Below are 14,765 nucleotides of genomic sequence, written 5' to 3'. Positions count from 1 at the left end.
ATGATGACAGTATTTTGAAATAATGCTATACTGATTTGTAGTATGTTCAAAAATACAAGGGGGAAGTATAATGGCTGCAAAGTCAACCAAAAAAAGAAAATCTACAAATGACAGGACGAAAAAAGCGCAGGGAAGCCCGGCACTGCAGGAGGAGATCATCATCCTCTGCGTGCTGGCTGCATGCATCCTGATGCTGATCAGCAATTTCGGACTTGGCGGGCTGGCAGGGGAGGTCTGCTCGGCAATCCTGTTCGGGATCTTCGGCTGGATGGCCTACCTGATCCCGGTTCTGCTCTTCGGGGCAGCGGCATTTCTTGTTTCCAACAGGGGCAATGCCCACGCTTACATAAAAGCGGCAGCGCTGCTGATCCTGCTGGTGGTGCTCTGCGCGCTGCTGGAGCTGATTATGAATCCTTACACGCCTGGAATGGGTCTTATGGCCTATTATAAGCAGGCAAGCATTGATAAAAATTCCGGCGGCCTTCTGGGAGGCTGTCTGGTCAAGCTGTTGTGTCCCACCATCGGGGTGGTGGGCAGCTATGTGGTCCTCATCGTACTGGGGATCATCTGCGTCATCCTGATCACGGAGCGGTCGCTGCTAAAGCCTTTGGGCAGCGGCAGCCGGAGGGTGTACGAGGGTGCCAGGCAGCGCCATGAGACATCCATGATCCGAAGGGAAGAACGGATGCAGGAGAAAAGGCAGCGGCAGAAGGATGACGACAAGCCGCGCAGGTCTTCTGGCTCCAGGCGGAGACAGAAGGTGTCAGGGGTGTCCTTTGCCACCACCCTGGCTGACGGGCCGAAATCACCGGAGGTTCACGAGCTGACAGTGGACAATCACTCCCCAGATCCGGCAGTTTCCCTGGATCTGGAAGAGGAGACGATTCCCGCCCGGGAGGAGAAGTCCGGGGTTCAGGCTTCTATAGAACCTGCGTTTGAGGAACTGGTCATCAGCCGGGCGGAGCCCCAGGAGGACAGGGATCAGGAGGACGCATCCCCGGAAGCAGAACCGAAGTCTGCCGTCTCTGATCCCCTGCCGGCCAGGAAAGAGAGCGTCCGGCAGACTGCGGAAAAGAGCAGCCCCAAAAAGACGGAAAAAGAAACCATATCGGATGTGGAAGCAGAAGCCCGGGCCGTGGAACAAACGATCCGGGAACAGCAGGAGACTGTGCCTAAGGAATACCAGGTGCCGCCTCTGCATCTGCTGAAAAAGGGAAAGAAGACCGGGGGCGACTCGGACGCGCAGCTTCGGGCCACCGCCCGGAAGCTGGAGCAGACGCTGCAGAATTTCGGCGTCAAGGTGCATGTCACAAACGCAAGCTGCGGGCCTTCCGTCACCCGGTATGAGTTGCAGCCGGAGCAGGGCGTCAAGGTCAGCAAGATCGTGGGCCTTGCGGATGATATCAAGCTGAACCTGGCGGTCACCGACCTTCGGATCGAGGCCCCCATCCCCGGCAAGGCCGCGGTGGGGATCGAAGTGCCCAACAGTGAGAATACGGCAGTCATGCTCCGGGATCTTTTGGAGTCCGGTGAATTTCAGCAGAGCAAATCCAGGATCACGGTTGCGGTTGGAAAGGATATTGCCGGAAAAACGGTGGTGGCGGATATCGCAAAGATGCCCCACCTTCTGGTAGCGGGTTCCACCGGTTCCGGAAAATCCGTATGCATCAATACGATGATTATGAGCATCATCTACAAGGCGGACCCGGAGGATGTGAAGCTGATCATGGTCGATCCCAAGGTGGTGGAGCTGAGCATCTACAACGGCATTCCCCATCTGATGATCCCGGTGGTCACCGACCCGAAGAAGGCGGCCGGCGCGCTGAACTGGGCGGTTGCGGAAATGATGAAGAGGTACGACCTGTTTGCAAAATACAATGTCAGGGACCTGAAAGGCTTCAATGAAAAAGTGGAGCATCTGGAGGGGGAGGATGTGCCAGGGAAGATGCCCCAGATCGTCATCATCGTGGACGAGCTGGCGGATCTTATGATGGTGGCTCCCAAGGATGTGGAGGGTGCCATCTGCCGTCTGGCTCAGCTTGCAAGAGCGGCCGGGATTCATCTGATCCTGGCGACCCAGCGTCCCTCCGTCAATGTCATCACCGGACTGATCAAGGCCAACATGCCCTCCCGGATCGCCTTTGCGGTGTCCTCGGGAGTGGATTCCAGGACCATCATCGACATGTCCGGCGCGGAAAAGCTTCTGGGAAAGGGCGACATGCTGTTCTATCCCACGGGGATTCCCAAGCCCATGCGGGTACAGGGCTCTTTCGTATCCGACAAAGAGGTCCAGAAGGTGGTGGACTATCTCATTGAGAACAATGGAAATGCCGATTACAGCAATGAGCTGGAAGAACATATGAATGCGGACATTGGGGGAGAGGGCGGCACGCCCATCTCCGACGGAGAAGGAGACGGCGGAAACGCCCGGGACCAGTATTTCGCGGAGGCGGGAAAGCTGATCATCGACAAGGACAAGGCGTCCATCGGAATGCTGCAGAGAATGTTCAAAATCGGATTCAACCGGGCCGCCCGGATCATGGACCAGCTTGCGGACGCAGGCGTGGTAGGGCCGGAAGAGGGAACCAAGCCAAGGAAGGTGATCATGACGGCGGAGGAGTTTGAGGAGTTTTTACAGTAACCGACACAATTGCATACATTCAGGAGGGATACGAATGAAGACAGATATTCAGATTGCACAGGAAGCAGTGATGCAGCCAATTACAGAGGTCGCAGAGAGAGCGGGGATCGCGGCGGAAGACCTGGAGCTTTACGGAAAGTACAAGGCAAAGCTTTCCGACGGGTTCTGGGAGAAGGTCAAGGACAATGAGGACGGGAAGCTGGTTCTTGTGACAGCCATCAATCCCACCCCTGCCGGAGAGGGCAAGACCACCACAACCATCGGCCTGGGGCAGGCCATGGCCAAACTGGGAAAAAATGCCGTCATCGCGCTCCGTGAACCGTCCCTTGGGCCCTGCTTCGGGATTAAGGGAGGGGCGGCCGGCGGCGGCTATGCGCAGGTGGTTCCGATGGAAGATCTGAACCTGCATTTCACAGGGGATTTCCATGCCATTACCTCCGCAAACAACCTGCTGGCGGCTATGCTGGACAACCACATCCAGCAGGGAAACGCGCTGCAGATCGACCCCCGGCAGGTGGTGTGGAAGCGCTGCCTGGATATGAACGACCGGGTACTGCGCAACATCGTCGTAGGGCTTGGCAATAAAATGGACGGAATGGTCCGGGAAGACCATTTTGTCATCACCGTTGCCTCGGAGATCATGGCGGTTCTCTGTCTGGCGGACGACCTGCAGGACCTCAAAAAGAGACTGGGCAGGATCATCGTGGCCTACAATTTTGCCGGGGAGCCTGTCACGGCAGACCAGCTTGAGGCAACCGGAGCCATGACGGCCCTCCTAAAGGATGCCATCAAGCCGAACCTGATCCAGACCCTGGAGCATACGCCGGCGCTGGTTCACGGCGGTCCCTTTGCCAACATTGCCCACGGCTGCAACAGCGTGCGGGCCACGAAGACGGCTCTGAAGATGAGCGACATCACCATCACGGAAGCAGGCTTCGGAGCGGACCTGGGCGCGGAAAAATTTTTGGATATCAAGTGCAGAAAAGCGGGGCTGAAGCCGGATGCGGTGGTTTTGGTTGCAACCGTGCGCGCTTTGAAGTATAACGGCGGGGTTTTGAAAGCGGATCTGGGTACGGAAAATCTGGATGCCCTGAAAAAAGGAATCGTGAATCTGGAGAAGCACATTGAAAATATACAAAAGTACGGCGTTCCGGTCGTGGTAACCCTCAATTCCTTTGTCACGGATACGGAGGCGGAAAACCAGTTTATCCGCCGATTCTGTGAGGAAAAAGGCTGCGAATTTGCCCTTTCCGAAGTCTGGGAAAAGGGCGGGGAGGGCGGCATCGCCCTGGCAGAAAAGGTGCTGGAAACATTGGAGACGAAGAAGAGCAGCTTCCATACGCTGTATGAGGACAGCCTGTCTCTGAAGGAAAAGATCGAGACCATTTCCCGGGAAATCTACGGCGCAGGAAAGGTGGTCTATGAGCCGGCTGCCGAAAAGCAGCTTGCCAGGATCGAAGCCCTTGGCTTCGGGGAGTTCCCCGTCTGTATGGCGAAGAACCAGTACTCCCTTTCCGACGACGCGTCCAGGCTTGGACGGCCGGAGAATTTTGACATCCATATCCGGGAGGTCTATGTCAGCGCAGGTGCCGGTTTTGTGGTCGCGCTGACGGGGGCGATTATGACCATGCCGGGACTCCCGAAAGTTCCCGCGGCAAATCAGATCGACGTATCCGCCGACGGAAAGATTACAGGTCTCTTTTAGGAGGAAAGCAATGCGGAGCATTTTTTCATGCTTTCCGACGATTTGCCCTCGAACGAATGTGAGGGGGCGCTGCCTTAGATTTAGGCGTTGAAGAAGTTTTTGGAGTTGAAGGAGAAAGTATATGGCACAGTTGATAGACGGAAAGCAGATTTCCAACGAGATAAAAGACGAATTGAAAGCAGAAGTAGAAGCGCTGAACCGCCAAGGAAAGGAGATATGCCTTGCCGTGGTGCAGGTAGGGCAGGATCCCGCCTCCTGCGTATACGTAAACAATAAAAAGAGGGCCTGTGCCTATATCGGAATCCGTTCAGAAGCCTATGAGCTTTCGGAGACCGTGGAGGAGGAGGAGCTTCTCGCCCTGGTGGAGAAGCTGAACCAGGACGGGCATGTGAACGGAATCCTGGTGCAGCTCCCGCTTCCGGCCCACATCGACGAAGACAAGGTGATCCGGGCCATTTCACCGGACAAGGACGTGGACGGGTTCCATCCGGTCAGCGTAGGAAAACTCTGGATAGGGGAGCCGGGGTTTCTTTCCTGTACGCCTGCCGGAATCATCCAGCTCTTGAAGCGTTCCGGCATTTCCATAGACGGGAAGGAATGCGTGATCGTGGGGAGGAGCAACATCGTAGGCAAACCGATGGCGGCGCTGCTTCTGCGGGAGCATGCCACGGTGACCGTTGCCCATTCCCATACCAGGGATCTGAAAGAGATCACAAAACGGGCGGATATCCTCATCGTGGCCATGGGAAAACGCCGGTTTATCGGCGCTGATTATGTGAAAGACGGGGCGGTGGTGATCGACGTGGGAATGCACCGCGACGAGAACGGCAGGCTCTGCGGAGACGTGGCGTTCGACCAGGTGTCTGAAAAGGCATCGGCGATTACACCGGTTCCGGGAGGAGTAGGGCCGATGACCATCGCCATGCTGATGAATAATTGCGTAGAAACAATGCGGTAGCACAGTGCGTAAATAAGGGGGAAGCACAACATGAGATGTAGAAACTGCGGCGCTGAGATCCCAGAGGGTCAGCTGATCTGTCCGGCCTGCCATATGGAAGTGCAGATTGTACCTGACTACAATCCGTTGGAGGATGTCCTTGCCCGCGAAGTAAAGGGCTCTGTGGAATATGCGACTCGTCCCATTGATTCCAGTGATCTGAGACGTTACCGGAGCCGTGAAGAACGTGAAAATGACTATGCCACCCGTGTGCTGAACCAGGGGGAGTACAGAAGCTCAACGCGGGTGCTGAGCCAGGGAGAGATGAGCCGAATCCGCTCCCAGTACACCCGGACGCCGTCCCAGTCCCGTTACGGAAACGGCAATACATCCGCCCGGGGAACGGATTACGTGCCCAGGAATCCCGGGAATACTGCCTGGGATTCCGGTTACGCCGGGCGAACCGCCGGAAACGGGATGCGGGGAACCGGCTATACAGGAAGAACTGCCGGAAGCGGAATGCGCGAAACCGGCTATACAGGAAGGAATACCGGAAGCGGAATGCGCGAAACCGGTTATGCCGGGAGAAACACCGGAAGCGGGATGCGCGAAACCGGTTATGCCGGGAGAAACACCGGAAGCGGGATGCGTGAAACCGGTTATGCCGGGAGAAACACCGGAAGCGGGATACGTGAAACCGGCTATGCCGGAAGAAACACCGGAAGCGGAATGCGTGAAACCGGCTATGCCGGGAGAACTGCCGGAAATGGGGCCCAGGGATATACCGGAGCCTGGAACCGGGACGGCGGTTATGCCGCAAGAGAGGCCGGGGCCGGCCTGAATGAAGGCTATGACCGGAGAGAGGGTTCGGACATGCGCCGCAATACGGGCAGCCTCCGCCGGGAGACGTCGGGAATGCATCAGACGGATTCCGAGGGCAGAAGGCAGGGCACCGGGGAGATCCGGCAGGATGCCCAGGGAAGGCAGCAGCGGCGGATGAGGAAAAAGCGTTCCGCAAAGAAGCGCATGCAGAAAGTACTGGCCGTCTTCTGTATGATCCTGGCGGCGGGCGCGGTGCTGGTTTTCTTCCTCTACCAAAATTCCTATGCCGGCGCGGTGGGGAAGGGACAGAAGGCCCTGCAGTCCGGAGAATATACCTCTGCGGAGAGTTATTTTGAACAAGCCCTCAGAAAAGACGTGAAAAAGGCGGAAGCCTATACCGGACTGGCAAAGGTCTACATCCAGCAGAAGAACCTGGACAAAGCGGAAGAGGTCTTCATTACGGCCATTGATTCCCAGCCGGAAAACGCAGACCTTTACGATGCGGCGATCCGGTTTTATCTGGAAACGGAGCAGACCGAAAAGATCTCTCCGCTGCTGGACGGCTGCGATGCTTCCGTGCTGTCCAAGGTTTCGGACTATGTGTCCGAGGCACCAAAGTTCAGCATGGAGGAGGGCACCTACAAGGAAGTGCAGGAGATCGCGCTGACAGGGGACGGGGACATTTATTATACCGACGACGGGAGCACGCCTACCCAATCGAGCACACCCTACACGGAACCCATCCTCTTAAATGACGGAACCACCGTTCTCAAGGCGGTCTGCATCAATAAAAAAGGGATTCCCAGCCTCACAGCCACCAGGACCTATACGGTGGAGCGGGAGGGAGAGGGAGCCCCGGCGGTGAATCCGTCCACCGGAAAGTACAGCGAGGCGTTCCAGATCTCTATCCAGGTTCCGGAAGGGTATACCGCCTATTACACCACCGACGGAAGTACGCCTTCCGCCGCGTCGCAGATGTATACCGGGCCTCTGGACGTGACCGAAGGGAACGGCAGCCTGATCTTTTCCGCCGTGCTGATCAGCGATGCGGGTAAAATGACACCGGTGACAAAGCGGAATTACACCCTGCAGTTTGAGTAGGATAATTCGTATAAATTTCATAGAATTTTTTCGAAAATTTTAGTAAATCTGCTTGTGTTAAAAGTTTCACAGTGCTATAATAATTATCGTTAAATCCATAACATTATAGAACATACATAAGGAGATGTGTAGCATGAGCAGATTTACATTACCAAGAGACGTGTACCACGGAAAAGGATGCTTAGAAGAGCTGAAGAACCTGAGAGGAAAGAAAGCCATCCTCGTTGTGGGCGGCGGCTCCATGAAGCGTCAGGGATTTTTGGACCGGGCAGTGGGCTACCTGAAAGAAGCAGGCATGGAAGTAGAATTGTTCGAAGGCGTTGAGCCGGACCCGTCTGTTGAGACCGTAATGAAAGGCGCGGAGGCAATGCGCGCGTTTGAGCCGGACTGGATCGTATCCATGGGCGGCGGATCTCCGATCGACGCGGCAAAGGCTATGTGGGCATTTTATGAGTATCCGGACGTAACCTTTGAGGATCTGTGCATCCCGTTTAACTTCCCGGAACTGAGGCAGAAGGCAAAATTCTGCGCGATCCCGTCCACATCGGGAACCGCCACGGAAGTGACCGCATTTTCCGTAATCACGAACTACAGCACAGGCGTGAAGTATCCTCTGGCAGACTTCAACATCACGCCGGATGTGGCCATCGTTGATCCGGATCTGGTAACCGGACTTCCTGTAAAGCAGGTTGCATACACCGGAATGGACGCTTTGACGCACGCTGTAGAAGCCTATGTATCTACGCTGAACGGACCGTTTACCGATCCGCTGGCGCTGCAGGCCATTGAGATGGTTCTGGATTACCTTCCGGCTTCCTACCACTGCAATATGGATGCCAGGGAGCAGATGCACTATGCACAGTGCCTTGCAGGAATGGCATTCTCCAACGCACTGCTTGGGATCGTACATTCCATGGCGCACAAGACCGGCGCGGCATTCTCCACAGGACATATCCCGCACGGCTGCGCAAATGCCATCTACCTGCCTTATGTAATCAAATACAACGCAAAAGAACCCACCGCTGCAAGCCGCTACGCGGAGATCGCACGGAGAATGGGTCTGGAGGGAACATCCGAGAAAGCGCTGATCAACAGCCTGTGCGCGAAGATCGACGCATTCAACGTAGAGCTGAATATTCCGAAGACACTGAAAGACTTCGGAATCAACGAGGATGAGTTCAAGGAAAAAGTTGCAAAGATTGCAGAGCTGGCAGTAGGCGATGCATGTACAGGATCAAATCCGCGGGCCATTGATCCGGCAGCAATGGAAAAATTACTGACATGTACATATTACGGAACAGAGGTTGATTTTTAATTTCTGACAAGGGGCAGGCACACGGTGTCTGCCCGTTACAGTTCACGGCCCAACCGGCCGCGAACTGTAACTAAACTGTGAGCAGTTTCAAAAATTAACAGAAAACAATACTTGTCAACAGATGAGGAATATCGTATGATATGTTATGGCAAGGGCTGCTGTTTCTGGCAGCCAAATAGATGGTTATAATACCAGGAGGAAGAACATGTACAAGATTTTAAAGGCAGAAAAACTGGCTGATAAGATTATTCTCATGGACGTACTTGCGCCGCGTGTTGCAAAGCATTGTCAGCCGGGACAGTTTGTGATCGTGAAGATGGACGACAAGGGAGAGAGGATTCCGCTTACGATCTGCGATTATGACCGCGAAGCGGGAACAATCACCATCGTATTCCAGGAGGTTGGGGCTTCCACCACGAAGATGGCAGACTTGAAGGAAGGGGATGCGTTCCGTGATTTCGTAGGACCGCTTGGATGCGCGTCTGAATTTGTAAATGAAGCTCCCGAAGAACTGAAAAAGAAAAAGATGCTCTTTGTGGCAGGCGGCGTGGGGGCTGCCCCTGTATATCCACAGGTAAAATGGCTCCACGAGCACGGGATCGAGGCGGATGTGGTCCTGGGCGCCAAGACAAAGGATATGGTCATCCTGGAACAGGAACTGGAAGCGGTTTCGGGAAATCTGTACGTGACGACGGACGACGGCTCCTACGGCCGTTCCGGTATGGTTACGGCTGTGATTGAGGATCTTGTGCAGAAGGAAGGCAAGAACTACGACGTGTGCGTGGCCATCGGACCGATGATCATGATGAAGTTTGTCTGCCTCCTGACAAAGAAGCTGGGGCTTCCCACGATCGTCAGCATGAACCCGATCATGGTGGACGGAACCGGCATGTGCGGCGCCTGCCGTCTGCAGGTAGGAGACCAGATCAAGTTTGCATGCGTGGACGGGCCGGAATTTGACGGACACCTGGTAGACTTTGACCAGGCGATGAAGAGAAGCCAGATGTATAAGACAGAAGAAGGCCGTGCAATGCTCAAGCTTACGGAAGGCGACACACATCACGGCGGATGCGGAAATTGCGGAGGTGACAACTAATGGCAGATGTATTGAAGAAAGTGCCTGTCAGAGAACAGGAGCCAAAGGTACGTGCGGCGAATTTTGAGGAGGTTTGTCTGGGCTACAATCAGGAGGAGGCCATGGAAGAAGCTTCCCGCTGTATCAACTGCAAGAATGCGAAGTGCATCAGCGGATGCCCGGTAGCCATTGACATTCCGGGATTTATCAAAGAAGTCAAAGAAGGAAATATCGAAGAAGCATATAAGGTGATCGGAAAATCCTCGGCGCTGCCGGCGATCTGCGGACGCGTATGTCCTCAGGAATCCCAGTGCGAAGGAAAATGCATCCGGGGAATCAAGGGCGAACCGGTATCCATCGGCAAGCTGGAGCGGTTTGTTGCGGATTACGCGCTGGAGCACGACATCAATCCGGAAGGTCCGGAGACGACCAACGGACATAAGGTGGCGGTGATCGGTTCCGGCCCCTCCGGCCTGACCTGCGCGGGAGATCTGGCAAAGATGGGATACGAGGTGACGGTATTCGAGGCGCTCCACGAACTGGGCGGCGTGCTGGTATACGGGATTCCGGAATTTCGTCTTCCGAAGCAGAAGGTGGTTGCAAAGGAGATCGAGAAGGTGAAAGAGCTGGGCGTCAAGTTCGAGACAAACGTGGTCATCGGAAAGTCCACCACCATCGACCAGCTCATTGAGGAAGAAGGCTTCGAGGCCGTATTTATCGGTTCCGGCGCAGGGCTTCCGATGTTCATGGGCATCCCCGGGGAAAATGCCAACGGCGTATTCTCCGCAAACGAATACCTGACCAGAAGCAATTTGATGAAAGCCTTTGACGATTCCTACGATACCCCCATCGCGGGCGGAAAGAAGGTGGCGGTCGTAGGCGGCGGAAACGTGGCCATGGACGCTGCAAGAACGGCGCTGCGTCTCGGCGCGGAGGTACATATTGTCTACAGAAGAAGCGAGGCGGAGCTTCCGGCCAGAGTGGAAGAGGTTCATCACGCGAAGGAAGAGGGCGTGATCTTCGACCTGCTCACCAACCCGAAGGAGATCTTCGTCGATGACAGCGGCAATGTAAAGGGCATGAAAGTCATCAAGATGGAACTGGGCGAGCCTGACGCATCCGGAAGAAGACGTCCCGTGGAGGTTCCGGGGTCCGAGTACGAGATCGAGGTGGATACGGTGATCATGTCCCTGGGCACATCCCCCAACCCGCTGATCTCCTCTACCACGAAGGGGCTGGAGACCAACCGGTGGAAATGCATCGTTGCGGACGAGGAGTTCGGCAAGACCTCCAAGGAAGGCGTATATGCCGGCGGAGACGCGGTGACAGGCGCGGCTACGGTGATTCTTGCCATGGGCGCGGGCAAAGCCGGCGCACGGGGAATTGATGCATATTTAAAGAATCGGTAATTCCATAATAAAATGAAAATTACAGTGATTGCCGTAGGAAAAGTAAAAGAAACATATCTGAATGACGCAATCCGGGAATATCAGAAAAGGCTGGGGGCATACTGCAGATTAGAGATCGTGGAGGTTGCGGATGAAAAGACGTTAGAGCACGCCAGCGAAGCCCAGGAGCGGATGATCCTCTCCAGAGAGGCAAAGCGCATCCTAAAGCACATCAAAGAGGACGCCTGCATCATCACCCTGGAGATCGGCGGGAAGCAGCTTTCTTCCGAGGAGCTGGCCGCTAAGATCGAAGGGCTTGGGGTGCAGGGGACGGGGCATCTGATCTTTATCATCGGCGGCTCCGTGGGGCTTGGAAAAGAGGTTCTAGACAAGTCTGATTTTGCGCTCAGCTTTTCTCGGATGACCTTTCCACATCAGTTGATGCGGGTGATCCTGCTGGAACAGATTTACAGGAGTTTTCGAATCATCCAGGGGGCTCCTTATCACAAATAAAAAAGGACAAGCATTTGGAGGTTATGATGAACGACTATATTATTTGTATGGACGCTTCCGGGGACCTCATCCGGGAGGTCGCCGCTGACAACGGGATCGAATTTGTCCCTATGGAATATTCTCTCGGAGAGGAGATGCGCACATCCCAGGGGTGTGAGAGCGAGGAGCTGCTGAAAAAGTTTTACGACGGCCAGCGAAACGGGGATCTGACAAAGACGTCCCAGATCTCCCCCTACATGTACGAATCCTATTTCAAACCATTTCTGGAGAAGGGAAAATCCGTCCTGTATTTCTGTCTCTCCAGCGGACTGTCGTCCACCTATCAAAGCGCCATGCTGGCCGCGGAATCGCTGAAAGAGGAGTATCCCCAGGGGGAGGTATACCCGGTGGATACCCTGGCGGCGACAGGCGGCATCGGCCTTCTGGTGGAAAAAGCCGTAGAGAACCGGAAGGCGGGCATGTCCATCCGGGACAATCTGGAAGCTGTCCGGGCGGTGATCCCCAAACTCCGCCATTACTTCATGGTACAGGATCTGATGTACTTAAAGAGGGGCGGACGTGTAGGCGCGGCAACCGCCATCGTAGGTTCTGCGCTCAATATCAGGCCCATGCTGGTGGTCAATGAAGAGGGAAAGCTGGAAACCGTGGATAAAAAGCGCGGCAGCAAGGCGGCTATGTCGTCTCTGCTTACGTTTTTCAAAGAGAATTATAATCCGGAGGTGGATACCAAGATCTACATCTGCGATTCGGATACGCCGGAGCTTGCCCAGGGGCTTGCGGACAGGATCAAAGAGGCGGCGCCGGAGGCAGTGATACGCCGCACCATGCTTTCTCCCATCATCGGCGCCCACACCGGCCCGGGGATGGTGGCCGTCATCCTGTTCGGAAAGTAAAAAGACCGGCGGCAGGCAAGGAGAGGATAAGATGATAAAAAACATCATATTTGACATGGGAAACGTGCTGCTCCGTTATGACCCGGAGGTCTGTCTGAACCGCTTTGTAAAGCGGGAGGAGGACCGGGCTTTGATCCGGCGGGAGCTCTTTGAGGGGCCGGAGTGGGTTCAGGGAGACTTGGGCCACATCACCGACGAACAGCGCTTCGACGGCGTAAGCCGCAGGGTTCCCCAAAAGCTTCACACAGAACTGAGGCAGTGCGTGGAACAGTGGCACATGTGCATGGAGCCGGTCCACGGGGCGAAAGAGTTCTGCGCGTATGCGAAGGAGCAGGGATACCGGCTGTATGTGCTGTCCAACGCCAGCAGTTCGTTTTATCAATATTTTCCCAGATTCGCGCCCTTCGAGTATTTTGACGGGCTGGTGGTGTCCTGCGACATCCACATCGTCAAACCGGATATCCGCATTTACCGGTATCTCCTGGAAACATACGGCCTGGCGCCGGAAGAATGCTTCTTTATCGACGACATGGCTGCAAATGTGGAGGGCGCCCGAAAAGCGGGGATCAGCGGGGCAGTCTTTGGCGGAGATTTTGAGGAGATCCGTAAGAAGCTGTAACAAGAATAGAAAGAATCGTCAGAAAATATTGCACCCGGAACCCGAAAGTGATACAATTATTCGTAGAGAGCGGGGGATCGTCAAAAAATATTTGGAGAGGGTTCCTAATAGAATGACAAAGGAGAAAGCGCTATGAGTAATATGATACTAGAAGTTGTACTGAAAGTCCTTCCGGTGATCCTGATTCTGCTGGTGATTCTCATCATCCTGGCATCGGGATATGTGAAGGCGTCCCCGGACACGGCTTACATCATCTCTGGATTGAGAAAGCAGCCGAAGGTGCTGATCGGGAAGGCGGGCATCAAGATCCCCTTCCTGGAGAAGAAGGATGAGCTGAACCTGCAGCTGATCCCAATAGACGTGAAGACCTCCAGCGCGGTGCCCACGGCGGATTATATCAACATCCGGGTGGACGCGGCGGTAAACGTGAAGATCAGCGACCAGCCTGAACGTCTTTCCCTGGCGGCCCAGAACTTCCTGAATCGGCCCACCGATTACATCGCCCAGGTGTCCAGGGAAGTCCTGGAAGGAAATATGCGTGAGATCGTGGGCAAGATGAACCTGGAAGAGATGGTATCCGACCGCCAGAAGTTCGCCACGCTGGTCAAGGAGAACGCAGAGCCGGACCTTGCGGCAATGGGGCTGGACATCGTCAGCTTCAACGTACAGAACTTCGTGGACGGCAACGGCGTAATCGAGAACCTGGGTGTGGACAACATCGTCAAGATCCAGAAAAACGCGGCCATTTCCAGGGCCGACAGTGAGAAGGAGATCGCCAAGGCACAGGCCAAGGCCAAGAAGGAAGCCAACGACGCCCAGGTGACCTCTGAGCTGGAGATCGCCAATGCCAGGGCAAGGGCCCAGAAGGAAAAGGCAGTGGTGCAGGCACAGGCCAACCAGGAGGCGAAGGAGGCGGAGATCAGCGCGGCAACTCTGATCGCCCAGAAGGAGAACGACCTGGAGATCCGCAAGGCAGAGCTCCAGAAGGATGCGGATACGAAGAAGGCCATTGCCGATTCCGCATACCAGATCCAGAAGGAGACCGAGCGGAAGACTGTGGAGATCGCTACAGCGGATGCCAACTTAGCACGCCAGGAAAAGGCCATTGCCCTGCAGGAAAAGGAAGTCGAGCTGACCGAGCGCAACCTGGAAGCCACCGTCAAGAAACAGGCGGAGGCAGAGCGCTATGCGAAGCAGCAGGAATCCGACGCAAAGCTCTATGAAGTACAGCGCAATTCCGAGGCGCAGCTCTTTGAACGCCAGAAGAACGCCGAGGCGGATAAGTTTGAGCGGGAGAAGGAAGCGGAAGCGCTCAAAGCCACCGCCGAAGCCCAGAAGTTTGCCATGGAGCAGGAAGCGGAAGGAATCCGCAGCAAGGGGCTTGCGGAAGCCGAGGCCATCAAGGCAAAGGCGCTTGCGGAGGCGGAAGGAATCGAGAAAAAGGCGGAGGCCATGAAGCAGATGGGCGAGGCCGCCATTCTGGAGATGTACTTCAAGGCGATGCCGGAGATTGCCAGAAATATCGCCGAACCTCTTGCCAAGGTGGATAAGATCACCATGTACGGGGACGGCAATACCGCCAAGCTGGTGAAGGATATCGTGGGAACCTTTACCCAGGTATCCGACGGGCTCAAGGAATCCACAGGCGTTGACGTGCAGTCCGTCTTATCCGGATTTCTGGGCGCAAAAATAGCGGACGGAAGCGACAAGGCAAGCCAGGGCTGACGAAGGACTCCCTTTGAAGCCGCAGAAAATG

The 14,765-nt window shown here is 55.2% G+C and carries 11 protein-coding genes; all 11 read left to right on the top strand.

What is annotated here, in order from left to right; translation table 11 throughout:
• The first annotated feature begins 70 nt into the window (after positions 1-70).
• The 11 genes from EBB54_RS09275 (at position 71) to EBB54_RS09225 (ending at position 14,734) form a co-directional block, all read left to right on the top strand.
• Positions 71-2,641 (top strand): DNA translocase FtsK, encoded by a 2,571-nt coding sequence (locus EBB54_RS09275; protein WP_125127205.1) that lies wholly within the window; start codon positions 71-73, stop codon positions 2,639-2,641.
• Between the two features lie 34 nt (positions 2,642-2,675).
• Positions 2,676-4,346 carry a formate--tetrahydrofolate ligase gene (locus EBB54_RS09270; RefSeq protein ID WP_125127204.1) on the top strand — a complete coding sequence of 557 codons (1,671 nt, stop codon included), beginning with the start codon at positions 2,676-2,678 and terminating at the stop codon, positions 4,344-4,346.
• A gap of 121 nt (positions 4,347-4,467) precedes the next feature.
• Positions 4,468-5,304: a bifunctional methylenetetrahydrofolate dehydrogenase/methenyltetrahydrofolate cyclohydrolase FolD gene (folD, locus tag EBB54_RS09265; RefSeq protein ID WP_125127203.1), complete on the top strand. Its 837-nt coding sequence runs from the start codon at positions 4,468-4,470 to the stop codon at positions 5,302-5,304.
• 30 nt (positions 5,305-5,334) lie between these two features.
• Positions 5,335-7,206: a chitobiase/beta-hexosaminidase C-terminal domain-containing protein gene (locus tag EBB54_RS09260; RefSeq protein WP_125127202.1), complete on the top strand. Its 1,872-nt coding sequence runs from the start codon at positions 5,335-5,337 to the stop codon at positions 7,204-7,206.
• A 133-nt stretch (positions 7,207-7,339) separates the two neighbouring features.
• On the top strand, positions 7,340-8,521 hold the full coding sequence (locus EBB54_RS09255) for an iron-containing alcohol dehydrogenase (RefSeq protein ID WP_125127201.1): 1,182 nt from the start codon (positions 7,340-7,342) through the stop codon (positions 8,519-8,521).
• Positions 8,522-8,726: 205 nt separating this feature from the next.
• Positions 8,727-9,617 carry a sulfide/dihydroorotate dehydrogenase-like FAD/NAD-binding protein gene (locus EBB54_RS09250; protein ID WP_125127200.1) on the top strand — a complete coding sequence of 297 codons (891 nt, stop codon included), beginning with the start codon at positions 8,727-8,729 and terminating at the stop codon, positions 9,615-9,617.
• Entirely contained in the window at positions 9,617-11,005 is a 1,389-nt protein-coding gene (gene gltA / locus EBB54_RS09245; RefSeq protein ID WP_004078969.1) for an NADPH-dependent glutamate synthase, read from the top strand. Before EBB54_RS09250 ends, gltA begins: the two co-directional genes overlap by 1 nt.
• Before the next feature lie 12 nt (positions 11,006-11,017).
• A complete protein-coding gene (gene rlmH, locus EBB54_RS09240; protein ID WP_125127199.1) occupies positions 11,018-11,497 on the top strand; it encodes a 23S rRNA (pseudouridine(1915)-N(3))-methyltransferase RlmH in 480 nt (159 codons plus the stop codon).
• A 23-nt stretch (positions 11,498-11,520) separates the two neighbouring features.
• Entirely contained in the window at positions 11,521-12,390 is an 870-nt protein-coding gene (locus tag EBB54_RS09235) for a DegV family protein (RefSeq protein WP_243127596.1), read from the top strand.
• Positions 12,391-12,421: 31 nt separating this feature from the next.
• Entirely contained in the window at positions 12,422-13,009 is a 588-nt protein-coding gene (locus EBB54_RS09230; protein WP_125127198.1) for an HAD family hydrolase, read from the top strand.
• Between the two features lie 132 nt (positions 13,010-13,141).
• Positions 13,142-14,734, top strand: coding sequence for a flotillin family protein (locus EBB54_RS09225; RefSeq protein WP_193554346.1), 1,593 nt, complete (start codon positions 13,142-13,144; stop codon positions 14,732-14,734).
• Positions 14,735-14,765 lie beyond the last annotated feature (31 nt).

The organism is Schaedlerella arabinosiphila (assembly GCF_003885045.1).
Classification (GTDB): Bacteria; Bacillota; Clostridia; order Lachnospirales; family Lachnospiraceae; genus Schaedlerella; species Schaedlerella arabinosiphila.
This window is presented reverse-complemented; position numbering and strand designations above follow the sequence as displayed.